At 45.7% G+C, this 25,160-nt stretch carries 18 protein-coding genes, 16 tRNA genes and 2 rRNA genes; 2 read left to right on the plus strand and 34 right to left on the minus strand.

Annotated features, from left to right (window positions below):
• Positions 1 to 31: 31 nt before the first annotated feature.
• The 5 genes from NST58_RS28190 to NST58_RS28210 form a co-directional block, all read right to left on the minus strand.
• Positions 32 to 970 (minus strand): ABC transporter permease, encoded by a 939-nt coding sequence (locus NST58_RS28190; protein ID WP_036685567.1) that lies wholly within the window; start codon positions 968 to 970, stop codon positions 32 to 34.
• Positions 967 to 2,013 carry an ABC transporter permease gene (locus NST58_RS28195; RefSeq protein WP_036685569.1) on the minus strand — a complete coding sequence of 349 codons (1,047 nt, stop codon included), beginning with the start codon at positions 2,011 to 2,013 and terminating at the stop codon, positions 967 to 969. Before NST58_RS28195 ends, NST58_RS28190 begins: the two co-directional genes overlap by 4 nt.
• On the minus strand, positions 2,006 to 2,329 hold the full coding sequence (locus NST58_RS28200; RefSeq protein WP_339244971.1) for a hypothetical protein: 324 nt from the start codon (positions 2,327 to 2,329) through the stop codon (positions 2,006 to 2,008). The genes NST58_RS28195 and NST58_RS28200 overlap by 8 nt, the downstream gene beginning before the upstream one ends.
• Positions 2,330 to 2,332: 3 nt before the next feature.
• Positions 2,333 to 3,568: an ABC transporter ATP-binding protein gene (locus NST58_RS28205; protein ID WP_339244974.1), complete on the minus strand. Its 1,236-nt coding sequence runs from the start codon at positions 3,566 to 3,568 to the stop codon at positions 2,333 to 2,335.
• A gap of 124 nt (positions 3,569 to 3,692) precedes the next feature.
• Positions 3,693 to 4,832 (minus strand): BMP family ABC transporter substrate-binding protein, encoded by a 1,140-nt coding sequence (locus NST58_RS28210; protein ID WP_076280292.1) that lies wholly within the window; start codon positions 4,830 to 4,832, stop codon positions 3,693 to 3,695.
• Positions 4,833 to 5,159: 327 nt separating this feature from the next.
• On the opposite strand from NST58_RS28210, the gene NST58_RS28215 reads away from it, so the two are divergent.
• The gene (locus tag NST58_RS28215; RefSeq protein ID WP_076130295.1) at positions 5,160 to 5,915 is read left to right on the plus strand and encodes an AraC family transcriptional regulator; all 756 of its coding nucleotides are present in this window, start codon (positions 5,160 to 5,162) and stop codon (positions 5,913 to 5,915) included.
• A gap of 135 nt (positions 5,916 to 6,050) precedes the next feature.
• Here the strand turns inward: NST58_RS28215 and NST58_RS28220 are convergent.
• The 19 genes from NST58_RS28220 to NST58_RS28310 form a co-directional block, all read right to left on the minus strand.
• Positions 6,051 to 6,129 (minus strand) — tRNA-Leu (locus NST58_RS28220).
• Between the two features lie 14 nt (positions 6,130 to 6,143).
• A tRNA-Cys gene (locus NST58_RS28225) sits at positions 6,144 to 6,217 on the minus strand.
• Between the two features lie 10 nt (positions 6,218 to 6,227).
• Positions 6,228 to 6,302: transfer RNA gene (locus tag NST58_RS28230), tRNA-Gly, on the minus strand.
• Between the two features lie 6 nt (positions 6,303 to 6,308).
• Positions 6,309 to 6,383, minus strand: a tRNA-Gln gene (locus tag NST58_RS28235).
• 19 nt (positions 6,384 to 6,402) lie between these two features.
• Positions 6,403 to 6,478 (minus strand) — tRNA-His (locus NST58_RS28240).
• A 43-nt stretch (positions 6,479 to 6,521) separates the two neighbouring features.
• A tRNA-His gene (locus NST58_RS28245) sits at positions 6,522 to 6,597 on the minus strand.
• A 23-nt stretch (positions 6,598 to 6,620) separates the two neighbouring features.
• Positions 6,621 to 6,694 (minus strand) — tRNA-Trp (locus NST58_RS28250).
• Between the two features lie 6 nt (positions 6,695 to 6,700).
• A tRNA-Tyr gene (locus NST58_RS28255) sits at positions 6,701 to 6,786 on the minus strand.
• Between the two features lie 5 nt (positions 6,787 to 6,791).
• Positions 6,792 to 6,867 (minus strand) — tRNA-Thr (locus NST58_RS28260).
• Positions 6,868 to 6,895: 28 nt separating this feature from the next.
• Positions 6,896 to 6,971: transfer RNA gene (locus tag NST58_RS28265), tRNA-Phe, on the minus strand.
• 10 nt (positions 6,972 to 6,981) lie between these two features.
• Positions 6,982 to 7,059 (minus strand) — tRNA-Asp (locus NST58_RS28270).
• Between the two features lie 25 nt (positions 7,060 to 7,084).
• Positions 7,085 to 7,161: transfer RNA gene (locus NST58_RS28275), tRNA-Met, on the minus strand.
• Positions 7,162 to 7,178: 17 nt separating this feature from the next.
• Positions 7,179 to 7,254, minus strand: a tRNA-Val gene (locus NST58_RS28280).
• A gap of 55 nt (positions 7,255 to 7,309) precedes the next feature.
• A tRNA-Glu gene (locus tag NST58_RS28285) sits at positions 7,310 to 7,384 on the minus strand.
• 18 nt (positions 7,385 to 7,402) lie between these two features.
• A tRNA-Ser gene (locus tag NST58_RS28290) sits at positions 7,403 to 7,495 on the minus strand.
• A gap of 3 nt (positions 7,496 to 7,498) precedes the next feature.
• Positions 7,499 to 7,574: transfer RNA gene (locus tag NST58_RS28295), tRNA-Asn, on the minus strand.
• Positions 7,575 to 7,634: 60 nt separating this feature from the next.
• Positions 7,635 to 10,561 (minus strand): 23S ribosomal RNA (locus NST58_RS28300).
• A 262-nt stretch (positions 10,562 to 10,823) separates the two neighbouring features.
• Positions 10,824 to 12,381 (minus strand): 16S ribosomal RNA (locus tag NST58_RS28305).
• The 16S and 23S rRNA genes sit together here with 16 tRNA genes alongside, the layout of an rRNA operon.
• A 425-nt stretch (positions 12,382 to 12,806) precedes the next feature.
• Complete coding sequence (locus tag NST58_RS28310; RefSeq protein ID WP_076128632.1) at positions 12,807 to 13,685, minus strand: nucleotidyltransferase-like protein; 879 nt, start codon at positions 13,683 to 13,685, stop codon at positions 12,807 to 12,809.
• 127 nt (positions 13,686 to 13,812) lie between these two features.
• Between NST58_RS28310 and NST58_RS28315 the strand changes: the two genes are divergently transcribed.
• The gene (locus tag NST58_RS28315) at positions 13,813 to 14,178 is read left to right on the plus strand and encodes a DUF2614 family zinc ribbon-containing protein (RefSeq protein WP_036680151.1); all 366 of its coding nucleotides are present in this window, start codon (positions 13,813 to 13,815) and stop codon (positions 14,176 to 14,178) included.
• Between the two features lie 117 nt (positions 14,179 to 14,295).
• Here NST58_RS28315 and NST58_RS28320 read toward each other — a convergent pair whose 3' ends face one another.
• From NST58_RS28320 to NST58_RS28365, 10 genes are all read right to left on the minus strand, one after another.
• Positions 14,296 to 16,017 (minus strand): glycosyl hydrolase family 18 protein, encoded by a 1,722-nt coding sequence (locus tag NST58_RS28320; protein WP_076128634.1) that lies wholly within the window; start codon positions 16,015 to 16,017, stop codon positions 14,296 to 14,298.
• A 210-nt stretch (positions 16,018 to 16,227) separates the two neighbouring features.
• Positions 16,228 to 16,659 (minus strand): peroxide-responsive transcriptional repressor PerR, encoded by a 432-nt coding sequence (gene perR, locus NST58_RS28325; protein WP_036680160.1) that lies wholly within the window; start codon positions 16,657 to 16,659, stop codon positions 16,228 to 16,230.
• Between the two features lie 126 nt (positions 16,660 to 16,785).
• On the minus strand, positions 16,786 to 18,687 hold the full coding sequence (locus NST58_RS28330) for a DUF4097 family beta strand repeat-containing protein (protein WP_254849011.1): 1,902 nt from the start codon (positions 18,685 to 18,687) through the stop codon (positions 16,786 to 16,788).
• A gap of 45 nt (positions 18,688 to 18,732) precedes the next feature.
• The gene (locus NST58_RS28335) at positions 18,733 to 19,203 is read right to left on the minus strand and encodes a GNAT family N-acetyltransferase (protein ID WP_076146333.1); all 471 of its coding nucleotides are present in this window, start codon (positions 19,201 to 19,203) and stop codon (positions 18,733 to 18,735) included.
• A gap of 122 nt (positions 19,204 to 19,325) precedes the next feature.
• Entirely contained in the window at positions 19,326 to 20,759 is a 1,434-nt protein-coding gene (gene gatB, locus NST58_RS28340; RefSeq protein WP_172628862.1) for an Asp-tRNA(Asn)/Glu-tRNA(Gln) amidotransferase subunit GatB, read from the minus strand.
• 23 nt (positions 20,760 to 20,782) lie between these two features.
• Positions 20,783 to 22,240: an Asp-tRNA(Asn)/Glu-tRNA(Gln) amidotransferase subunit GatA gene (gatA, locus tag NST58_RS28345; protein ID WP_076128638.1), complete on the minus strand. Its 1,458-nt coding sequence runs from the start codon at positions 22,238 to 22,240 to the stop codon at positions 20,783 to 20,785.
• A 27-nt stretch (positions 22,241 to 22,267) separates the two neighbouring features.
• On the minus strand, positions 22,268 to 22,555 hold the full coding sequence (gene gatC, locus NST58_RS28350; protein WP_036680166.1) for an Asp-tRNA(Asn)/Glu-tRNA(Gln) amidotransferase subunit GatC: 288 nt from the start codon (positions 22,553 to 22,555) through the stop codon (positions 22,268 to 22,270).
• 156 nt (positions 22,556 to 22,711) lie between these two features.
• Positions 22,712 to 23,884: a DUF4179 domain-containing protein gene (locus tag NST58_RS28355; RefSeq protein WP_339244978.1), complete on the minus strand. Its 1,173-nt coding sequence runs from the start codon at positions 23,882 to 23,884 to the stop codon at positions 22,712 to 22,714.
• Positions 23,885 to 23,908: 24 nt separating this feature from the next.
• A complete protein-coding gene (locus NST58_RS28360) occupies positions 23,909 to 24,406 on the minus strand; it encodes a sigma-70 family RNA polymerase sigma factor (protein WP_036680329.1) in 498 nt (165 codons plus the stop codon).
• 254 nt (positions 24,407 to 24,660) lie between these two features.
• Entirely contained in the window at positions 24,661 to 25,044 is a 384-nt protein-coding gene (locus NST58_RS28365; protein WP_036680170.1) for a hypothetical protein, read from the minus strand.
• Positions 25,045 to 25,160 lie beyond the last annotated feature (116 nt).

A 25,160-nucleotide genomic window follows, 5' to 3' on the forward strand; every position in this document is an offset into this window, starting at 1 on the left:
CTCCTTGTCTGTGTATCAATCATTTCAATCGCTATTTAACTAGCGGACTTTTAAGTTTTTTATTCTTTTTTCGTGTCTCAGATACTGCGTAGATCACAAGTCCAATTACTGTGGCTACATAAGGAAGAGTGGCGATTAGCTCCGCAGGAATCTTTAACACCTGTAGCGCATTCGACAATGCATCTGCAGTACCAAATAATAAAGAGGTCAGCGCCGTGCCTACGGTCGTACTTCTTCCCATCGACTCAGCGGCAATGGCAATCCAGCCCCGGCCAGCGATCATATCGCGGGTAAACAGTGACAAATACCCCATCGACATATAAGCACCGCCTAAACCGGCAAAAAATCCGCTAAGCAGCAAAGCCATATACTGTATTTTCACAACACTTACACCCACGGATTGAGCCGCATGTGGATTTTCACCCACTGAACGAATGCGCAGTCCAAGCGGTGTACGGTTTAATAGATAGTAGACAACAAACACAGCCAATATAGAAACATACGTCAGAATGTGATGCCCCGATAAAATAGGTCCAAGCACCGGGATATCCTTCAACAAAGGAATCTGGACACTAGGCAGAACTTTACTCGCCAGAGAAGTGGAAGAACCCTTGTCGCCACTAAGCAGATAGAGGATAAACACAGTGCCTCCCGAAGCGAACATATTAATGGCCACACCCCCGAGAATGATATGTGTTTTGAATTTCAGGGTGAAAAAAGCTAATATTCCAGCGATCAATGTTCCAGACAGCACCGCCCCAAGCAGACCTACCCATGCGCTATGTGTATAGCTGCTTATGATGACACCCGCTAAAGCGGCAACAAGCATGATGCCCTCCATCCCAATGTTAATGATCCCTGCACGGTTGGAGATGAGTGCGCCGAGCGCGGCGAACAGAATCGGAGTCGTCACGCGAAGGACAGAGAACGCAAAGTCAGTTGTAAAAATCACATCAAACAAACTATTCACGCTTCCTTCGCCTCCTTCAAGAGCATCCGATTTTTCCAGAATTTCAGAAATTGCTCAGCCGAAATCAGAAGAATGATAATTGCCTGTATAATTGAGATCATCTCTGAAGGTACATCAGACAGACGCGCCATCATGTCAGCCCCAATTCGAATGTACGCTAGGAATAATGCAGAGCCGATTACGGACAGCGGATTATTTTTGGCTAACATCGCTACAAGGGCACCATCCAAACCATAACCAGGCAGTGACGTCCATTGGAAACGGTTATACATCCCCAGCACTTCTACGGAGCCCCCCATACCTGCGATAAAACCTGCAATCAAGTGGACGAGAATAATAACCTTGGCTGTCTTCATACCGGAATAACGGGCAAAGTCCCGGTTGATGCCTGTCATGCGCAGCTCATATCCCCATTTCGTTTTGTATAGGAATAGATGAGCTGCAATAATAAGCACGATAACGATAATAAGACCGGTATGAATACGGGTGCCCGAGACCATTTTACTCAGCAGTGCCGTTTTCTCGAATTTGTAGGATACATTGGCAAAAGCTTTAGCATCACGCAGATGATAGTTCAGTAGGTATAGCCCTACTCCGAACAAAATATTATTGAACATTAAGGATGTAACCAACTCATTAGCATTCCATTTTGCCTTCAGAATACCAGGTATTGCCGAGAGCAACGCTCCTACAATTGAACCTGCAGCAATAGCTACCATCGGATGCAGCCAGCCGTCCAGCGTTAAATGAATAGCCAATACGGAAGTTACAACACCGGAGAAATAGAAAATCCCTTCAGCTCCCAGGTTGAACATATTGGCTCGAAACAACAAGGATACTGCCAACCCAGTGAACATGAGCGGAATCGCCATCTCAATCACATTACCAATATGACCTTTACTGGATAACGGCTCTAATAGGAATATACCAATCGTCTTCACAGGCTGATTACTGACCAAAGAGATGATCAGAAAGGCAATAGCGAGTGCAATAACGATTACCGCCGATGTCCGAATGTACTCAAAATATTTAACTTTAAACATGATTTACGGCCCTCCCGATGTGCTCCTCGTCCTGTCGATGAATCCCCAGCATATAAAGACCTAATTCTTCCTCACTAACCTTAGATGGCTCCTCGAAAAAGGCAACAATCTTACCCTCGTACATTACTAACAGACTATCGCTGATCTCCAAGATCTCATTCAAATCTGCCGACACTAGCAAAATCGCGCAATCGTCTGAACGTAATTCCAACAACTTTTGATGTATGAACTGGGCTGCGCCTATATCCACACCCCGTGTCGGCTGTTCTGCAATAAGCAGCTGCGGTTCAGTCGAACACTCTCTAGCTACGACCACCTTCTACATATTACCGCCTGACAACATTCCTATGGGCTGCGAAGGTCCTGAACAGCGGACTTTAAATTCCTCTACAAGGGATACTGCTAGCTTGGCAATTCGTGAACCATTCAAAAAAAGACCTTTATTCATTGCTTTTGTACGATACTGAGTAGATAGCAGATTATCAGCTATGCTTGCTTCACTAGCGATCCCTTGCCGCATCCGATCCTCCGGTATATAGGAAACGCCTAGCTTACGAATATCCAAAATATCCGATTCACGGATATCCTTTCCCTTCACTAGTACAGAACCCTGACTTGAGACACCTCTCAAGCTACCTGTAAGAGCTTCAATAAGCTGTGTCTGCCCGTTGCCTTCTACACCAGCAATCCCAACGATCTGCCCACCACGTACCGCAAAATTGATATCCGACAATAATGCTTTGCCATCTGCATCATTCACACCGAGTCCCTGCACCGTTAGTACTGGCTCACTAACAGCCAGAATCTCTTTGTCATATTTCAGCACGACATCTCTGCCGACCATTAACCGCGAGATTTCCTGTTCTGTCACATCCTGTGTTTGAAAAACACCTTCACTACGGCCGCTGCGCATAATCGTAATTCTGTCGCAAATCGCTTTGACTTCCTTTAATTTGTGCGAAATAAAAACTATCGTATGCCCCTGTTCCCTTAATTGCTTAAGCTCGCGGAACAATTCCTCTGTTTCCTGTGGAGTCAACACCGCAGTTGGCTCATCAAGCACCAGAATTTTCGCACCACGCAGCAGCGCCTTAAGAATCTCAACCTTTTGCTTCATCCCAACTGTAAGATCCTCTACTTTTGCCTTTGGATCCACGGCCAGATTGTATTTCCTTGCGGTCTCTTCCGTCATGCGCACAGCCTCGGCATAATTAATGCCAACTCCTCTGCGCGGCTCCATACCCAGCACCATATTCTCTGCCACCGTAAAAGAAGGTACCAACATGAAATGCTGGTGGACCATGCCGATACCTCTATCAATGGCGTCCTGAGCGGATTGCAGCTTTACTTTTTCACCCTTGATATAGATCTCGCCTTCACTTGGCTCTTCCATGCCGAACATAATCTTCATTAAAGTCGATTTACCTGCACCGTTCTCACCTGCAATCGCATGTATTTCTCCCTCACGTAAAGAAAAATGCACGTCTTTATTTGCAACGACGCCATTGGGATATACCTTGGTAATTCCCCGCATTTCCAGCAGAGCTGTGTACATAGGTCTCAACGCCTTTCAACTTGGAGGTCTGCAAAAATATACAGCTGGAATTCCCCTGACTAGAAGAATCTCCAACTGTAGGTTTATCTCTATAGAGCTGATCTTAAGGTTTAAAGCTTAAGGCTTAAGGCTTAACTGCGTTACGAATAGCTTCTACCTCTGCGGTTTCCATCCCCATCGCATTATCCACTTTAATTTCTTTATTGATCAGCTTTTGCTTCACTTCTTCAACCTTGGCCTGAAGATCAGCCGGGAATACATTTTTATAAATATCATTCTCAGCAATACCTACACCATCATCTACAAAGCTCAATACATCACGTTTGCCCATTTCTAGCGTACCCTCTTGCAATCTCTTCACTGCACCTAGAATAGCCGTATCAATCTTTTTAATCGATGAAGTAACGATTAGATTTGCTTTTTCACTATCTGTATCGTTAATCAACATTGCCTGATCGGAGTCTACACCGATTGCATATTTTTTCTTCTCTTTAGCTGCGTCAAAGATCCCAAGACCTGTACCCCCAGCCACGTTAAAAATAACATCCACACCGGAGTTATATTGAATTAGAGACAGCTCCTTACCTTTTGCCGGGTTAACAAAATCACCAGCGTACGACACAGCCACTTTTACATCAGGATCAACGTACTGAGCACCTTGAATGTAACCGACCAAGAAAGCATTAATCCCCGGAATATCCATACCGCCCACAAACCCAATCACATTCTCAGGGGTAGCATTCGGCATATCCGATTGTGTAGCTAATGCTGCTACGGCACCTGCCAAGAAAGATACTTCATTTGTCGCATAAGACATGTTGTACATGTTATCTGGTGCTTCATCGATGTCGGTATCATAATTAATGAATTTTTTGTCTGGATACAATTCTGCCGTTGCATTAAACATCTCTGTAATTTCAGAACCGCCAGAAATAATTACATCCCAATCCTCGGAAGCGATATCGTTAAATGTAGGCTCCCATTTCGTTTTATCAACGCCCATTTCAACAACCTTTGTTTCTGCACCAAGTTCATCCTTAACCTTTTGCAAGCCGTTATTAGCGGAATCAAAAAATGATTTATCCCCAAGTGTCCCCGGAATCAGCAATACAACCTTGAGTTTATCCCCTGCACCTGTTTCTCCACCCTCAGCAGCGTTTGATCCAGTATTCGCAGAAGAACCGTTATTGGACGTGTTATTTCCACATGCTGTGACCAGAACCATCACCATTAATAACAACAAAGAAAGAACTTTTTTATTCATTACTCTATTCCACCCCTAATTTTAGTTGGTTAGTAATCCGCAGAATCCCATCTTCACCCATTGTATAATTCACGGTTCAAATGGAAATTCTCTTTTTTCCAAATAAAGTATCATTGAAAGTAATAAATTTAACGTTTAGGCTCAAAAATAGCAATAAAAATACCATTATTATTAATAATCCGCTTTATTTCCGAACGAGATGGCCAGTCAGGTTGCGAACTTTCGGATTTATTGATACGATCATAACAAATATTATTAAAAATAATTATATGATTTCGGTCATAGTTTTGTACGATTCGGCTAAAACATAAGTATTGGAGGATCATCATGGATCGTGTTCTATATATTGTAAGTGCCACACATGAGCTAAATACTTATATCCCTCCACACCAGCATGAATGCTACGAACTAGTCTATTATTTACAGGGGGTAGGGACAACCAATGTTGGCCCACGAAGTTACCATTTTCGCTCCTCTTCTTTCGCGCTTGTGCCACCCAATCATAAACATGACGAGCACCACCGTGAGGATGCAAATGTATTATTTGTAGGCTTCCACTCGGAACACCCTAATATGAGTAATCTGCTCGGCGTATATGAAGATGATAAAGATCAGACCGTTCTTCAAATCCTGCTGCGAATGAAAGCAGAGTTTACACGCAAGCAAGACGGATTCTCTGAGCTTCTAAACCTACAAATGAGCGAGATTACCGTCCATCTTATGAGGCTTCTTAGTGCCTCTGGATATCAATCCCCAACAGAAGATCGAGTACAATATGTCCTTAATTATATGAATGAGCATTATCGCCATAAATTGTCCGTCGAAACACTATCAGAAATGTCCGGATATAGTTACGATCGTTTTCGCCATCTATTTAAAGAACGTTTCGGGTCTTCACCCCTGCGGTATTTGCTGTTAAAACGCCTGGATTATGCAAAATCTCTATTACGTCATACTCAGATGCAAATCTCTGAAGTATCCGCTGCTGCAGGTTTTGTGAACGATGCCCAATTCTGCAATATGTTCAAACGAGAAATAGGTCTTACTCCGCGAGCATTCCGCATTAATAATCAATCAGGTTAATCACTAATCAGATTAAAAAAGCCGTTGAATAGAGAGTTTCTCTATTTCAACGGCTTAATGCTGTAAACCCAAGAACATAAAGAAAAAAGGTTTGTAAGAATGCTTTTATAAGCAATCTTACAAACCTTTTTAAGATACCGGCGAGAGGACTCGAACCTCCACGGTTTCCCACTCGATTTTGAGTCGAGCGCGTCTGCCATTCCGCCACGCCGGCACATATGAACTAAATGGAGGCGCCACCCAGATTTGAACTGGGGATAAAGCTTTTGCAGAGCTTTGCCTTACCACTTGGCTATGGCGCCATGTAAATTTTGGAGCGGACGACGGGAATCGAACCCGCGACCCTCGCCTTGGCAAGGCGATGCTCTACCGCTGAGCCACGTCCGCATAAAATGGCTGGGGATATAGGATTCGAACCTATGAGTGACGGAGTCAAAGTCCGTTGCCTTACCGCTTGGCTAATCCCCAATAACATTTTAAAGTAAAATGGGGCGACTGATGGGTCTCGAACCCACGAATGCCGGAACCACAATCCGGTGCGTTAACCCCTTCGCCACAGTCGCCATATTAAGTTGATATTGTTGCCATTATTCATTTTAAAGTAAATGGGGCGGCCGATGGGTCTCGAACCCACGAATGCCGGAACCACAATCCGGTGCGTTAACCCCTTCGCCACGGCCGCCATATTAAACTTTAGAAAGAACTTGGCAGGGGCAGCAGGAATTGAACCCACACCAACGGTTTTGGAGACCGTTGTTCTACCTTTAAACTATGCCCCTAAAAACTGGTGGAGGATGATGGATTCGAACCACCGAACACTCACGTGAGCAGATTTACAGTCTGATGCGTTTGGCCACTTCGCTAATCCTCCAAGGATGGTGCCGGCGAGAGGACTTGAACCCCCAACCTACTGATTACAAGTCAGTTGCTCTACCAATTGAGCTACACCGGCATGGCACTCATTCTTTTGTGATGATAAATGGTGGCTCGGGACGGAATCGAACCGCCGACACGAGGATTTTCAGTCCTCTGCTCTACCGACTGAGCTACCGAGCCATGATGAAAATGGCGGAACCGACGGGATTCGAACCCGCGATCTCCTGCGTGACAGGCAGGCATGTTAGGCCAACTACACCACGGTTCCAAAAGATATAATTGCTTAAGTTAATTGGTTGCGGGGGCAGGATTTGAACCTGCGGCCTTCGGGTTATGAGCCCGACGAGCTACCGGGCTGCTCCACCCCGCGTCAGTAAGAAAATGTTATGGTGGAGGCTGAGGGGATCGAACCCCCGACCCTCTGCTTGTAAGGCAGATGCTCTCCCAGCTGAGCTAAGCCTCCATAAACAACAATTGTTATTGTACCAAAGTCCACTAGGATAAATCAAGTGAAAATTTGGTGACCCGTATGGGATTCGAACCCATGTTACCTCCGTGAAAGGGAGGTGTCTTAACCCCTTGACCAACGGGCCATACTAATTAAAAATTTGTGGCGGAGAGAGAGGGATTCGAACCCTCGAGACGCTTGTGGCGCCTACACGATTTCCAATCGTGCTCCTTCGGCCAAACTCGGACACCTCTCCATATGGCTCCCCGAACAGGACTCGAACCTGTGACAACTCGATTAACAGTCGAGTGCTCTACCAACTGAGCTATCAGGGAATATTCATACCAGGCTTGATGCCTGAAAACTGAATCCGAAACAAATTTGCATTCTACGTATAGGATAAGCCCTCGACCGATTAGTATTGGTCAGCTCCATGCATTGCTGCACTTCCACCTCCAACCTATCTACCTCGTCGTCTTCAAGGGGTCTTACTAATTGGGAAATCTCATCTTGAGGGGGGCTTCACGCTTAGATGCTTTCAGCGCTTATCCCGTCCGTACGTAGCTACCCAGCCATGCTCCTGGCGGAACAACTGGTGCACCAGCGGTACGTCCATCCCGGTCCTCTCGTACTAAGGACAGCTCCTCTCAAATTTCCTGCGCCCACGACAGATAGGGACCGAACTGTCTCACGACGTTCTGAACCCAGCTCGCGTACCGCTTTAATGGGCGAACAGCCCAACCCTTGGGACCTACTTCAGCCCCAGGATGCGATGAGCCGACATCGAGGTGCCAAACCTCCCCGTCGATGTGGACTCTTGGGGGAGATAAGCCTGTTATCCCCAGGGTAGCTTTTATCCGTTGAGCGATGGCCCTTCCATGCGGTACCACCGGATCACTAAGTCCGACTTTCGTCCCTGCTCGACTTGTAGGTCTCGCAGTCAAGCTCCCTTATGCCTTTGCACTCTGCGAATGATTTCCAACCATTCTGAGGGAACCTTGGAACGCCTCCGTTACTCTTTAGGAGGCGACCGCCCCAGTCAAACTGCCCGCCTGACACGGTCCCCGTACCCGGTAAGGGTACTAGGTTAGAACCTAGATACGATCAGGGTGGTATCCCAACGGCGCCTCCACCGAAGCTTGCGCTCCGATTTCTACGGCTCCCACCTATCCTGTACAGATCGTACCCAAATTCAATATCAAGCTGCAGTAAAGCTCCATGGGGTCTTTCCGTCTTGTCGCGGGTAACCTGCATCTTCACAGGTATTAAAATTTCACCGGATCTCTCGTTGAGACAGCGCCCAAGTCGTTACGCCATTCGTGCGGGTCAGAATTTACCTGACAAGGAATTTCGCTACCTTAGGACCGTTATAGTTACGGCCGCCGTTTACTGGGGCTTCGGTTCATAGCTTCGGGTTACCCCTAACCACTCCCCTTAACCTTCCAGCACCGGGCAGGCGTCAGCCCGTATACTTCGCCTTGCGGCTTCGCACAGACCTGTGTTTTTGCTAAACAGTCGCTTGGGCCTTTTCACTGCGGCCCCCTCGTGCTATTCACACTACCGGGGCACCCCTTCTCCCGAAGTTACGGGGTCATTTTGCCGAGTTCCTTAACGAGAGTTCTTCCGCGCGCCTTAGAATTCTCTTCTCGCCTACCTGTGTCGGTTTGCGGTACGGGCACCTTCTCCTGGCTAGAGGCTTTTCTTGGCAGTGTGAGATCATGACCTTCGCTACTACAATTTTCGCTCCCCATCACAGCCCAGCCTTAATGATGTGCGGATTTGCCTACACATCAGCCTCACTGCTTAGACGGACATCCATCAGTCCGCGTCACTACCCTCCTGCGTCACCCCATCGCTCATAGCGGATTACGGTGGTACAGTAATTTCAAACTGTTGTCCTTCGACTACGCCTTTCGGCCTCGCCTTAGGTCCCGACTTACCCTGAGCGGACGAGCCTTCCTCAGGAAACCTTGGGCTTTCGGCGGATCAGATTCTCACTGATCTTTTCGTTACTCATACCGGCATTCTCACTTGTGTAGTGTCCAGCGCTCTTTTCAGTACACCTTCAACCCCTACACAACGCTCCCCTACCCCAGATACATACGTATCTAGCCATAGCTTCGGTGGTGTGTTTAGCCCCGTTACATTTTCGGCGCAGAGTCACTCGACCAGTGAGCTATTACGCACTCTTTCAATGGTGGCTGCTTCTAAGCCAACATCCTGGTTGTCTGTGCAACTCCACATCCTTTCCCACTTAACACACACTTGGGGACCTTAGCTGATGGTCTGGGCTGTTTCCCTTTTGACAATGGATCTTAGCACTCACTGTCTGACTCCCGGCAATAAGTATATGGCATTCGGAGTTTGACTGAGCTTGGTAATCCTTGCGGACCCCGCACCCAATCAGTGCTCTACCTCCACTACTCTTATACCGAGGCTAGCCCTAAAGCTATTTCGGGGAGAACCAGCTATCTCCGAGTTCGATTGGAATTTCTCCGCTACCCCCACCTCATCCCCGCACTTTTCAACGTACGTGGGTTCGGGCCTCCAGTGCGTGTTACCGCACCTTCACCCTGGACAGGGGTAGATCACACGGTTTCGGGTCTACGTCCACATACTAATTCGCCCTATTCAGACTCGCTTTCGCTGCGGCTCCACCTTCTCGGCTTAACCTTGCATGTTAAACGTAACTCGCCGGTTCATTCTACAAAAGGCACGCCATCACCCATTAATAGGGCTCTGACTTTTTGTAAGCACACGGTTTCAGGTTCTATTTCACTCCCCTTCCGGGGTGCTTTTCACCTTTCCCTCACGGTACTGTTTCACTATCGGTCGCCAGGTAGTATTTAGCCTTAGCAGATGGTCCTGCTGGATTCATACGGGGTTTCACGTGCCCCGCACTACTCGGGATCCGTCTCGGAGAGAACACAGTTTAGGTTACAGGGCTTTTACCTCTATCGCGGGCCTTTCCAGACCTCTTCGCCTACCATATTCCTTTGTAACTCCATGTGAGACGTCCCACAACCCCTAAGAGCAAGCTCTTAGGTTTAGGCTGTTCCGCGTTCGCTCGCCGCTACTGACGGAATCACTATTGTTTTCTCTTCCTCAGGGTACTTAGATGTTTCAGTTCCCCTGGTCTGCCTCTACACACCCTATGTATTCAGGTATGAGTAACTGCGAATTACCACAGCTGGGTTTCCCCATTCGGACACCCCCGGATCAAAGCTTGCTTACAGCTCCCCGAGGCAGTTTCGTTGTTCGCCACGTCCTTCGTCGGCTCCTGGCGCCTAGGCATCCTCCGTGTGCTCTTATTAGCTTAACCTTGATTTTTCCGCAGGAAAATATCATACGATGACATTCTCTTTGGAATCATCTCACTAATAACATTTACTTGTTTACACAAGTTGCTAAAAGATGTTCTAAAACGCAAATTCGTTTCGGTATCCAGTTTTCAAGGATCAAGTCTTACTTGAGAGCTTAAACTCTCAAAACTGAGCAACGAGTGAGTAACAGGCCTAAACCTGAGTTTTGGAAGCTGAGCTTCCGATTTGAATGTTCTCATTGCAGAGAACGATTCTCCATAGAAAGGAGGTGATCCAGCCGCACCTTCCGATACGGCTACCTTGTTACGACTTCACCCCAATCATCTACCCCACCTTCGGCGGCTGGCTCCCTTGCGGGTTACCCCACCGACTTCGGGTGTTGTAAACTCTCGTGGTGTGACGGGCGGTGTGTACAAGACCCGGGAACGTATTCACCGCGGCATGCTGATCCGCGATTACTAGCAATTCCGACTTCATGCAGGCGAGTTGCAGCCTGCAATCCGAACTGAGACCGGCTTTGATGGGATTGGCTCCACCTCGCGGCTTCGCTTCCCGTTGTACCGGCCATTGTAGTACGTGTGTAGCCCAGGTCATAAGGGGCATGATGATTTGACGTCATCCCCACCTTCCTCCGGTTTGTCACCGGCAGTCACTCTAGAGTGCCCAGCTTAACCTGCTGGCAACTAAAGTTAAGGGTTGCGCTCGTTGCGGGACTTAACCCAACATCTCACGACACGAGCTGACGACAACCATGCACCACCTGTCTCCTCTGTCCCGAAGGCCGCCACTATCTCTAGTGGATTCAGAGGGATGTCAAGACCTGGTAAGGTTCTTCGCGTTGCTTCGAATTAAACCACATACTCCACTGCTTGTGCGGGTCCCCGTCAATTCCTTTGAGTTTCAGTCTTGCGACCGTACTCCCCAGGCGGAGTGCTTACTGTGTTAACTTCGGCACCAAGGGTATCGAAACCCCTAACACCTAGCACTCATCGTTTACGGCGTGGACTACCAGGGTATCTAATCCTGTTTGCTCCCCACGCTTTCGCGCCTCAGCGTCAGTTACAGCCCAGAAAGTCGCCTTCGCCACTGGTGTTCCTCCACATATCTACGCATTTCACCGCTACACGTGGAATTCCACTTTCCTCTTCTGTACTCAAGCCACCCAGTTTCCAGTGCGACCTCAGGTTGAGCCCAAGGTTTAAACACCAGACTTAAATAGCCGCCTGCGCGCGCTTTACGCCCAATAATTCCGGACAACGCTTGCCCCCTACGTATTACCGCGGCTGCTGGCACGTAGTTAGCCGGGGCTTTCTTCTCAGGTACCGTCACTCCGGTAACAGTTACTCTACCGGACGTTCTTCCCTGGCAACAGAGCTTTACGATCCGAAAACCTTCATCACTCACGCGGCGTTGCTCCGTCAGGCTTTCGCCCATTGCGGAAGATTCCCTACTGCTGCCTCCCGTAGGAGTCTGGGCCGTGTCTCAGTCCCAGTGTGGCCGTTCACCCTCTCAGGTCGGCTACGCATCGTCGCCTTGGTGGGCCGTTACCCCACCAACTAGCTAATGCGCCGCAGGCCCATCCCTCAGTGACAGATTGCTCCGTCTTTCATTCTTCTCTCAGGAGAAAAAAGAAATTATCCGGTATTAGCTACCGTTTCCGGTAGTTATCCCAGTCTGAAGGGCAGGTTGCCTACGTGTTACTCACCCGTCCGCCGCTAAGTTACTTTGAAAGCAAGCTTTCAAAGTAACTCCGCTCGACTTGCATGTATTAGGCACGCCGCCAGCGTTCGTCCTGAGCCAGGATCAAACTCTCCAATTAGTATTGAAAAGAGCGATATGCTCATTTTGAAACATCTGACGAGAAAATTAATTCTCTAATTTTGGATTTCACTTGCGTGATTTCCTACTCACTCGTTGTTCAGTTTTCAAAGATCAAGCTGTTTATTTCGTCGATGTGTTGTTCAGCAGCGACCTTTATAATATATCACAGCGTCCTCGTTTTAGTCAACCATTTTTTTAATTTCTTTTTTCGGTTGTCTTTCGAATGTTTTCGAAAGCACATCTCTGTGTCAGAGGGACGAGTTATAATTTAACACATGAACAAGGAAAGAGTCAACCATTAATTTTTCTGAATAAATATGAGCGTTTCATATTAGTAAACAAACAAAAAGAGAGTGCTCAGCCTCTCCCTATCCTTGCTCATCTCTCTATAATTAAACATCTTCTGCTGTATCTAATTCATCTCTATAATGTATAGCGGATCGCATGCCCTTCTCCCTCGTGAACATCAGCCCAAGATGTAATCTCTCGGATTAGCGAACGAGAAACCAGCTTTCGTAAAACAAGGGGTAGTTCAGACTCTAATTGACTCAGACCTGAATGCTGCAGTAATTCTTTAATGCTCCATGCTTCCTTACGGCTATTCAAAATATTAAAGAGCAATAGACAACAGTCCGTCATTTTGGACATAATCCCAAATTCACATGCAAGAAGCACAAGCTCCACACGTTGCTCTAAGGTCTCAGTACTGACCGTTAACTCCTCATAAAGTTTATGAACAGAGGTATTCATGCTTTTAACCTGCTCCCAAATAGCTGGCTCGGGGAAAGCACCCACTTCACTCACTTCTATTCTTGCCCAATGATATAAGGCTATCAATACACAGTTGTAAGCATCCATAATAAAGCCAGCCTCTATATAGCGCTTGGATTTCACATACATATGCAAAAAGCGAGCAAACTCCATAAATGCGACCCGTTCCTTAATCGGTCCTTCAAATTGTAATATCTCGCGGCGCATTTCCTCGAGTATTCCCTTGGGGTCCCAGATCACTTCCCCCCTCATCAAACTGATAAGAAGTTCGTTATTATCCCCTGCCATAACAGCCTGCTCCAAAGCAAAAAGGCCGATATGGACTGACTGGGTCCGTTGGTCACCGGCAATGGTATGGCGAACAATATGCTCTCTATCCTGTTCTTCATGCAATACTAACACTACCATATCAAAATCTTGAAGAAGTGCGCTTTGAAACGGAATATCCCCATTCTGCCGCAAAACGACCGCTCCTAAAACATTCTCATCAAACGTTTCTCCACTCAACAAAGTTACATTGGACAATTCCATGCTTCCCTCCATTAAATTTGGCGATTTTGCGTCCAGTCAGTTATAATTCAGTTATAATTATTATTCTACATATGAAAGACAGTTCCTTCTGGACAACCCAACTATATTTAGTTAGGAGCAAACACTCATGAAGTTTAAAACGGCTAAGATCAACGCTTTTCGCACATGGGGATTACTGCTCACAATGCTCGGAATGGGACTTATGGTTTTGGGTACAGCGGGCATCGTGTTTTGGGGCTCAACTGGAAAAGTATTCGCTGGAATCGGTCTTGTAATCGGTTTAATCTCAATGATGGCAAGTCTTGCAATCTATTTCTGGGCTGGGATGCTGTCAACTAGCGCAGTCCAACTGGAATGCCCTGAATGTCACAAGCTGACCAAAATGCTGGGCAAAACAGACCGCTGTATGTTCTGCCATACCATCCTTACTATGGATCCAGCTGAGGCCAATATTACTGCGGAACAACTTAAGAGTCAGCAGCTTAATCAATAAAACACATCTTACAGAAGCTTATTACTAGCGATTTATAATGCAATCAAACATTTGCTTAATACAACAAAGGGGCCCCTATATTGGGAGCCCCTTTGTTTATTATGAATGAAATAATAATTACTTATGAATCCCTTGTAATGCCTCCCACGCAGACGGATTACTAAAGCTGCGATTCCATGAACCGATGCCACCAAGCCCTAAAGACTTAGCAAGCTCAACTCTAGCTTTTAAAGAAACTTTGTCTTCGATCCATATTTTTTTAAGAGCGCCATCCTCCTTATACTCAACGTAATTCTGCCCTGCTGCCTTATCAAAGGTTGGGGTCAGCTTCTTCTCTTTAATAATTTTTTCAACGGCATTCATACTAACCGATTTAGAGCTTACTTTGGTCTTGCCATCCACCTGGGCCTCAGTCCAGATTCTAGTATACAGTGGAATCCCTAGAATCAGCTTCTCAGGCGGCACATCGTCTTCCTCTATGATCCGGCTTAACGAGCTTTCTACCCACGGCAGAGACGCAACAGAGCCCGCTACAGGACTAGCAGCCCAATGCTCGTCATAAGCCATAACAATAAGATAATCAACTACTGAATTAAGAGCTCTACGATCAAGGAATGCTGACCACATCTCACTGTTAGATTTAGGGGTTACGTCTATGGAGACGATTAAGTTTTTGGCTTGAGCCATAGGTTTTAGCTCTCGCATAAATTGTGTAACATTCTCCCCGTCTTTCGTATATACATTCTCAAAGTCAATATTAATTCCATCCAGCTTGTATAAATCTGAATACTCGAGGATCTGTACGATCGCGTTCATCCGCTTCTCATAGCTCGACAATGCCTCAGTGGTTATGTCTGGTTCAAAGCTATTGCTGAGCAGCCCCCATACTTCCAAACCGCGCTCATGGGCCCACTGCACATACGCACTATCAGCCTGACTGCGCACATTCCCGTCACCATCTATGATACTGAACCAAGTCGGGCTAGCCACGTTAACGCCCGGAAGCTCACCGAATGTACTTGGGTCAGGTTTGCGTTGATAAACAGCTTCCCAATACAAATTCACTGACTTCCCTTTCCAGCTTCGTTCTGCCCGTGAGGGAGTGGTGCTTTTGGGTTCCACTGTCTTTTGACCGTCTGAGATAATATCACTGGCCTTGGCATAACCCGCATAACCGCTGCTTAACTGCACATACAGCCAGTCCTCATTTTCTTTATTCCAAATACTCACGATGGCACCTGGGGACATATCGGCCACGATGGGTGCGTGAATCGACGCTTCGCTGCGAAGAGCGACTGTCTTATCACCTGCTTCACCTTTCACTTTCCCCAGCGGTACAGTCTCCCCTGCTGTCATTAACAGCACAGCCCCGGTAGTCGTATCCTCTTGAATCTCAAACCCATACAGGTCTTCTAAAACATCCGCAGGAAGATAAGTTATCTTTTCCTTAACTTCAGGTGCCAGCCGCAGCTGCAGCGGACGATTGTTCAGACTAGCATCGGTTTTATCCTCTTGCATATATAGAAGTTCACTTTCCGTTGATAGGATGACCGATTTAGTCTTTTCTTCATAACGAATAGATGAGTCCACATGTTCCTGCAGTAATGGTAGAGGTAAAAGCATGCTATCACCGGTCCCTGAGGCGGAATATCCTGTTAGCTCTCCTTTTACGAAGATAGGATGTTCTAGGCCTTTCCAGTCTGGATCGATGTGCTGGCGATTTGGCAATACAAAAAACACAACCCAATAAGCTGCTGCCGCAATGAGCAAAAGTCCAAAAAAGCGTCGGAAAAGACCTCCGCGCTTTTTGACGCGTTTCTGTCTATATCTTCTGTCCAAAATATATCCTCCAAATATTAGATGATTTTAAGTTAAGTCTAACAATACGATTATAACATCCACTTGGTTCCGGATAACCAGTATAAGTTAGTCATTTTCACTATATTTTGTTATTTTGAAAAAAATAAAAACGTGAGTCCTCCGCTTTCGGATTTCACACGTTTATTGTGTAGCTTGGCTATACGCCCTTAAGTACAGTAGTATTCTGTCTTATTGTTGCTTCTCTCTGCAACATTTGCAAACTCCATGCAATTCCATACGCAAACCCGTAATTTTGAAGCCCGTTTCCTGCTCTGCATGTATCTCTACATCATGAAGCGAAGGATAACTAAAATCTTCAATCTTACCGCATAGCTGACAGATGACATGATAATGATCAGATACATTGGCATCAAAACGACTGGAACTATCCCCGTAGGTCAACTCGCGAACCATGCCGGCTTCCATAAACATCTTGAGATTATTATATACAGTTGCTACGCTCATGCTCGGAAATTTCGGCTCTAGCGCCCGGTATATATCGTCAGCTGTAGGATGATTCATTGCTTCCATCAAATACGTAAGAATCGCATGACGCTGGGGCGTTATACGGACACCTGTTGTCTTTAATTGTTCCAGTGCATGTTGTACTCCACTCCCCATTACTGTCACCGCCTTTTGAATTTAAAAATAAAAGAAATACTTCTTAAGATTGTAAGACCGATTTTTCAATATTGTCAACGAAGTCTATACATTATATTTATTATTATATAAGAAAAATTACTTTTTTCAATATTTCCTAACATTTAGATTGCTATTTCCTTCAACATGAAGCTTGAACTCGCCGGTTCCCACTTCACCTGATACTTTTTTCTTATCAATTGTAAGTTCAGGCAAATCTGAAGTAATATCACCATATCCACTGGATCCATTCACTGTATAGTTGCTTAACATCGGTAAATACAATTGAATGTCACCAACTGCGCTATAAATGTCCCAATCTCCAGCGACATCAGAAGAGCGAACATCAATGGTACCATTTAGAGATTCGGCATGTAGCTTGGATCTGGCTCCATCCACCTCTAAATTACCGTTTTTGGTAGTAATATCGATATCATTGCTATTTCCGATCGCACTAATATTGCCGACAGCCGTCGATAATTTCAAAGCACCGGTAACATCCCAAGCATTCATATTGCCTCCGCTCGTTGTTAAATCAACGCTGCCTTGAACAGATCTGGCACGGACAGCTCCATTCAGTGTTTTTCCCTTAACATTACCAAAGATACGATGAAGGATCAGCTCTCCATTCCCCGTTTCCAGAGAAATGTCTTCAATGGCTTCTACATTCTGCAACGTGATCCCGCCATTCATAGTGCGAACATCGAGATTAAAGCGGCGATCCTCCGGCAAGTAAATATCTAAATCCATGCGTGGCTGGCGTTTACCGGATTCTCCATAGGCCTTGCTATTCGAGGTGATTTTTATGTTGGGCCCTTCAACAACGTCCACAAAGGACTGTTCTGATATAGCTTCAGCCATCGGCCCATCCAACTGATCTACCCAAACTGTCGTTGTAATTTGAATATCATCCACCGGAGCACGGTGTAATAAAATATCACCATTAATACTATCAATAGATATTTTTGCTGTATTTAATTCCACCGGAACAATTAGCGGGGCTTTCTGATATTTGCTGCCTTTAGCCTCACCATAGTCCACTGCTGCTGCCGTCAGGTTTAGACTGACATTTTTCCATAGATATAAATAATGTTCTTGCTCTGCAACAATAAATACACTCGCAGCTAGCAATATAGCAGATAAAAGCCCACGTAAATCCAATCTGATTCTGGTTCCCTTGGCTGAACGGTTAGAGAAGATAAACATCAGCAGGAACTCAATCCCCCATAACACCGGGATGACTGGCCACCACTTCAAGAGCAGAAGCATATAGTCAGTTCCCTCTCTCCAATCCAAAAACAAAGGAACAGAAATAGCTATCAGTAATACAGAAGCCGTATATCTTCCCACGCGCCGCTTGCGAGGTTCATTGTCTTTACGCTGCACAACTGCTCTGGCAATTTCTCTAGCTCCTATAAATAAGCCACCGCATACTAAAATGACAGACACGGCCATTTCGGCATAATGTTCAATAAAGAACTGGAGCCATGTTGGTTTCTGCCGGAACAGAATAAGCAGGGCGCCCCCTAAGAGCAATAAGAGTCCAAAGGATATCCCAGGCTCGCTGACGATACTACGACGTTTAGGAGCCTCGTTTGCTTTGGTCACAGAAATAGCAAGATCATGATCCTCTGGGAAGCGAAGAAGCCTGTCCGCTGATTGCAATACGTCATACACGTTATAAAAATAGATCACTGGAATAATGAGCGCAAGTAAAATAAGCAGTGGAACATTGATCTGCATCCCGATGGATGAGAAATACAATAAAGCTGAGATATCCAAAAGAATTAGAAAGATGAAGGTGATCCCTTTTCGGAGAAGTCCAAAATACAAATGCCCCGTCCCAGGGATGAGTGCTGCCAGCAGTCCAGCAATAAATTTACGTTTGCGGTGGCGCCGCTTCGGACGCGGAGGAATAATCCTCTTCTGTATCTCATTTTCCTTAGTCTCTATATCAACAGAACCTTGCAGTTCTTCCTGCTCTGGGAGCATTGCAGAGTCATGTTTCATTTTGGACTCCTCCTTTCGTAAATAGTTGTCTATGAATATCTTTTTTCAAAGCGAACCACTCCGATGAAATTCAATCAATTCAACTCCTGGAGCGACTTCCTCCACACCGGTAGGCAGAAAACCATGTTTACTGTACAACGAAACGGCAGGTGTATTCTTTTTGCCTGTCGACACAATGAATTGCTCCATCCCTGCAAAATGCTCAAATACATATTCCAAAAGATGGCTAGCGATACCTCTACGAAAAAAGTCCGGCCCCACCATCATTCGTGTAATCGTCAATTTTCCAGGAGATTCTTCCTCTACAGCAACAGCACCCATTAGTTCCTCATCTTTATCGAAGCAGCCATAAAAACCCTCTTTAGAGCTGCTGAGCATTTCTCTCGTCTCCATCAGAGGTGGTATTTCACGAAAGCCTATAAGTTCAGCTTCCAGTCTATAGGCCTTATGCTGAAGACTCCATAATTCATTAACGGTGCTTTCATCCTGCAGATTTAGCTTGTTAATTGTATTCATCCTAACCAGTCCCCTTATATGCCGCTAAGGGCCTGCCGTTGCCGACAAGCCCTTAGCTTATTACATAAGTATATTACCCCAATTATAAACGCCTCTGGCGTCCTTTTACAGACGACAAGCGTTTAGCTGCTCAATACCTCGATGAGAAGTTTATTAGCAAGACCCGGATTCGCCTTACCTTTACTTTCTTTCATGACTTGTCCGACCAGGAAGCCGATTGCTTTCTGTTTACCCGCTTTATAATCTTCCACTGATTGCGGATTGGCGGCTACGACTGCTTCCACTATCCCTTTAATGGCACCTTCATCGCTGATCTGCACTAGACCTTTTTCCTCAACGATAACAGCTGGCAGTTTACCGCTCTCTAGCATTTCTTTAAATACTGTTTTAGCGATTTTGCTGCTGATGGTTCCGGCTGCAATCAGCCCGATCATCTCGCCTAGCCCTTGTGGTGTAATTTGTACCTGCGACAACTCCAGATTATTACCATTCAAATAGGCAAGCAAGTCACCCATAATCCAGTTAGCTACAGCCTTGGCATCCTGCGTATAGGCAAGACACCCTTCGAAAAAGTCCGCTAACAGTTTAGAGGATGTAATGACGCCTGCATCATAAGCTGTCAGGCCCAGTTCCTCGCTATAACGTGCTTTCCGAGCATCCGGAAGTTCTGGAATCGTTGAACGAATGGATTCTTTCCAAGCATCATCAATATGCAGAACGATCAAGTCCGGGTCCGGGAAGTAACGATAATCATGCGCTTCTTCTTTCCCGCGCATCGATAATGTTTTCCCTTGTGCTTCATCCCAGCGGCGAGTCTCCTGCACAACAACTCCACCATCATCCAGGATCTCAGCCTGACGATATTGTTCATACTCCAGTCCACGCAATACACCGCGGAAGGAGTTCATGTTCTTAAGCTCTGCTCTAATGCCGAATTCCTCTTGTCCTTCTGGGCGTAGACTGATGTTCGCGTCACAGCGCATCGATCCTTCTTCCATCTTGACATCGGATACGTCACAATACTGCATAATCGCACGGATTTTCTCCAGATAAGCACGAGCTTCCTCAGGGGAGCGCAGATCAGGTTCGGATACGATTTCGATAAGCGGTGTTCCCACCCGGTTAAAATCGACTAACGAGGCAAAACCGCCATCTACGTGCGTAAGCTTACCTGCATCCTCTTCCAAATGAAGACGAGTAATGCCGATCCGTTTGGTCTCTCCGTTAACTTCAATGTCGATCCAACCGTTCAGGCCGATAGGCTGATCAAATTGTGAAATCTGATAAGCTTTTGGTGAATCCGGGTAAAAATAGTTTTTGCGGTCGAATTTGCTAACATCACCAATGGTGCAATTCAGCGCCATCGCTGCTTTCATAGCGTATTCTACCGCTTGTTTGTTGAGCACTGGCAATACGCCGGGGTGACCCAAGCAGACAGGACAGGTATGAGTGTTAGGTGGGGCTCCAAATTCAGTGGAGCATCCGCAAAAGATTTTGGAGTTGGTATGAAGCTCTACGTGAACTTCCAAGCCGATGACCGTTTCGTATTTAGACATAAGTAATCCCATTCCCTCCTTTACTACAGCTGTGGACGCTGCTTGTGATGATCTGTATTTTGTTCAAAAGCATGAGCGACACGCAAAATCGTGCTCTCGTCAAATTCCTTACCGATAATTTGCAGACCTACAGGCATGCCTTCCGCAAAACCACAAGGAACACTCACGGCCGGAATACCCGCCAAGCTTACAGGAATCGTGAGAATATCGTTCAGATACATGGTCAGCGGATCTTCAGTCTGTGAACCCAATTTGAATGCTGTCGTTGGTGCTGTTGGGCCGATGACCACATCATATTTTTTAAAGATGTCATCAAAGTCCTGTTTAATCAAAGTACGCACCTTTTGTGCTTTTAAATAGTAAGCATCGTAATACCCGGAGCTGAGTGCATAAGTACCCAACATAATACGACGTTTAACCTCAGGGCCAAAGCCGCGGCTGCGGGAATTAAGATATAGATCAAGCAATCCTCCGCCTTCATCTACACGTGCGCCATAACGCACACCGTCAAAACGCGCGAGGTTAGATGAAGCTTCCGAAGAGGACAGCAAATAATAAGCTGCTACTGCGTATTCCGTATGTGGTAATGAAACTTCCTCCCAGACAGCACCCATTCCTTCCAGCACTTTAAGTGCAGACAAAACTGTCTCACGCACAGAAGCATCGACACCTGCTCCCAGGTATTCCTTAGGAACAGCAATGCGAAGTCCGGAAACATCACCAGTAAGTGAACTCAAATAATCAGGAATTTCTACTTTAGCCGAAGTAGAGTCTTGGGCATCATAACCAGCAATTGCTTGAAGCACATAGGCAGAATCCTCTACATTACGTGTTAATGGTCCAATCTGATCTAGTGAGGAGGCAAAGGCTACCAGCCCGTAACGTGATACAAGACCATAAGTAGGTTTGAGACCTACAACACCACAATAGGAAGCTGGCTGGCGGATGGAACCCCCAGTATCCGAACCTAGTGAGAAGAACACTTCGCCCGCAGCTACTGCTGCTGCAGATCCGCCACTGGAACCGCCGGGCACACGCTCTAAATCCCAAGGATTGCGTACAGGACCAAAGCTTGAGTTCTCATTAGATCCGCCCATTGCGAATTCATCCATATTTAATTTACCGATCGTTACGGCATCTGCTTGCTGCAGTTTAGAAGCTACAGTAGCGTTATAAATCGGCTGGAAGTCACTCAAAAATTGGCTGGCACAAGTTGTGCGCAGGCCTTTAGTTACAATATTATCCTTGATTCCAGCAGGAAGACCAAACAGCAACCCACGTGCTGCTCCGGATGCCAGTTTGTCGTCCAAAGCGCGTGCAGTGCTACGAGCGCCCTCCTCATTCAAGGTCAAAAATGCATTTACGTTCTTATCCCGCTCAGCGATAATCGCCAGCGATTCTTCAGTCAGTTCACTGACCGATACCTCTTTAGCAGTTAACATGCGGTGTACTTCAGGCAATCGATTTTGAAACAGGCTCAAGATTCTTCCCCCTTTCTAATTATGTAGTTATTCCAAAACAGCTGGAACCTTGAAATGTCCGTCTTCATCATCTGGAGCGTTAAGAAGTGCTTCCTCTTGCGTAAGGCTATCCTTCACAACATCCTCCCGCATTACATTGCTGACTTGCAGCACATGCGTGGTCGGCTTTACATTCTCCGTATCTAGCTCATTTAATTTCTCGGCATATTGTAAAATAGCATTCATTTGTTCTGTAAAGGTTGCCTCTTCTTCCGGGCTCAGCTGCAGACGAGCCAGCTTGGCCACATGCTGCACATCTTTAACGGTAATGCTCATAAGAAAAATCCCTCCTGTTTAAAGGGCTAAAGCGCCCGGATAACGTTTTTAATTATATTGTAGAAGCTTGGACAATTCAATGATGGGCTGTAAAACAAACGCTCCTTTATCAAAGTGAAGGGGATTCCTACACATTTTAAAGGAGCGTATCGTTCATCAATATATAGGTATTGTCATTTCCAACTGCGGAATATATTCGACTGCCGGGTATCCATTATTGTCTAGCAAATTTCGTTTTTCACTACCCTCTCCAGTATATTTGTAGAGAAAGGTTTTGATTGTCAGTGCTTTTACATCCTTGGGCAGCGGTACAATATTAACATCCTCTTTAAGACTATAGTGGATTGTGTCATCTATCTTTTTCGAATCCGACCAACCATTGCTGCCGTTTACATATTGCAACAAGTTACCTTTATCATCATAGACTTCATAATTTAATGCCAGGTTGTTGGTATCTGTCAGATAAGTATAAGGAATACCCTCGAGGGCTACCGCACTCATCCGTATTTGTGTAGTTGCCGGAGTCTGTGTAATCTTCTCCACTGTGGTCGTTACATCATTGTAAGTTTGACTGATTCCGGGTTGCTGAATAATATTATGACTCATATCCTTTTTCACAGGAATTTCAATTTGAAAATCATCATCAATTCCGGACAAACGACCTTTTACTGTCATTTGGAACTGCTCTGGTAAAGTAATGCCTTCCTCATCATAGGATTTCTCTGAAAATTGCAAAATCAACGATTGTTCATCTACTCCCGGAGAAAGGATAAGACCAATATTGTGTTTAAAAGAATCCTCTTCTTCCTCCCCAGCAGCGTTTAAAGGCTGTCCATCAATAAATACCTGCAAATCCTGAATGTCTCCACTGAATATTCCCTCTTCATCTTCACCTTCAAGTTTCAATGCTACAGAAAGCCGTGTGCCGTCATATATAACTTCATTAGCACGGATAATAACATCTTGAACCTGATCACTGGTATCAACTGCAGTCGTTAAGCCTTGGCGACTCGCCGCTTGAAGTCCCATATCACCTGCGAGCTCAAAAATACTATTGACTAACGGAATACGTTCCAGCGACCTAGCCAATGCGGGAGAAGTAAAGCCGCTTCCAAGCACGATAACCCCCAAAACAAGAGCTGCCCCGAAGCCAAGCGCTGTCCTCTTAACATTACGAAATTTGTGCGTGGATCTCTTTATCTTCACATGATCCAGCATTGTATACGTATCCTCTTGACGTTGGCGAATCATAGAGGGAAGCTCATTTGCCGGGAGGATGTCCATATCTTTCAAAAGCAATTCAAGCTCTTGCGCTGTTCTCTTCTTCATCTGTTCCATCCTTTCTAAATATCATTAGAATCCATTCAATAAGTTTTTTCTTGCTCTGTAGAGGCGCGATTTGACTGCCGTTTCGGAAATATTCAGAAGATCGGCAATTTGCTTAACGGGCATGTCCTGAAAATAATGCAGCGATATCACGGTCTGGAGCGAAGTATCCAATCGTTCCACTGCTTCCCGCAGCTCAATTTTCTCATATTCTGCACCGGAAGAATGGCATTCCAAAGCAGTAAGGGGATCTCCAAACTCCACAATATTTGTCCGCTTGCGTTGGAGCTTATGACATTCATTTATAAGGATGCGAAGCATCCATGTCTTGAAAAATTCTGGTTGCCGCAATCCATGGATAGACCGGTAAGCCTTTAGGGTGGCTTCCTGCATGGCATCTGCACATTCCTCGTCCCTGCCCAAAATAGATCGGGCCATGCCGTACATTTCAGGTTCAATCTGCCGGCATAGCTGGATAAACGCTTCTTTATCGCCATTTCTCGCTTTTTGAACAGCGGTGATCATCTTCACTTGAGGTTCTCCTTTATTTAAGTTAAAACGCCTATACCGCAGATCTGCATTCTCGTATTCGGCTCTCAATAATTTAGATACATAAAACAGGAGATTGGTTGTATACCAAAAAAATAAAAACAAACTTTCGAAACTATAAAGAAGGAATAAAAGAAAAGATTTTGAAAATAATGTGTAAATTCAGAGGATTAATGTGGGGGAAATACTTTTTATGACAAAACAAAAAAGCCGGCTTGCGCCGGCCTTCCTTAAATCCAAGCTCGAAGATTCACTTGTTTGATGAAATCCGCTTGGGACATGCTTTCGCTTGACGTTGATTCCGTCTCTTCTATATCCATATCTTCACCGTTCATCAAATGATGGAACAGCTTCTCATTGTACGTGGACAAAGCATAATCAATCAACGCTTCATGCGTTGCTCTCTCAGCCTCAGCTACTAATAAATGTTCTTCCGCCTCAATGTCCTCAGCCGGAACATAAAAGTTCCTATTAGCCTCTGGTACACGAATAACATAGTCAAACGCATTATCGGGATTGCGGTCGTAAGCAATTAGGTAGCCGTATTCCCCGATAGGAAGACTCTGCTCGAAAGCGTCCGCAACAATGACAATCTTCTCTCCTAAACGCAGCATCGCCCTACCTCCTAACCCCAAAATCTTTCAAGATTTTGCTTGTTTCAACAGTCTACTAAAAAAAGATAGAACTGTCTAGTTGAAGGCTGGCCGATCCTACAAATTCTATGAAAATA

The sequence above is a fragment of the Paenibacillus sp. FSL R10-2796 genome (genome assembly GCF_037965315.1).
GTDB lineage: Bacteria > Bacillota > Bacilli > Paenibacillales > Paenibacillaceae > Paenibacillus_AQ > Paenibacillus_AQ odorifer.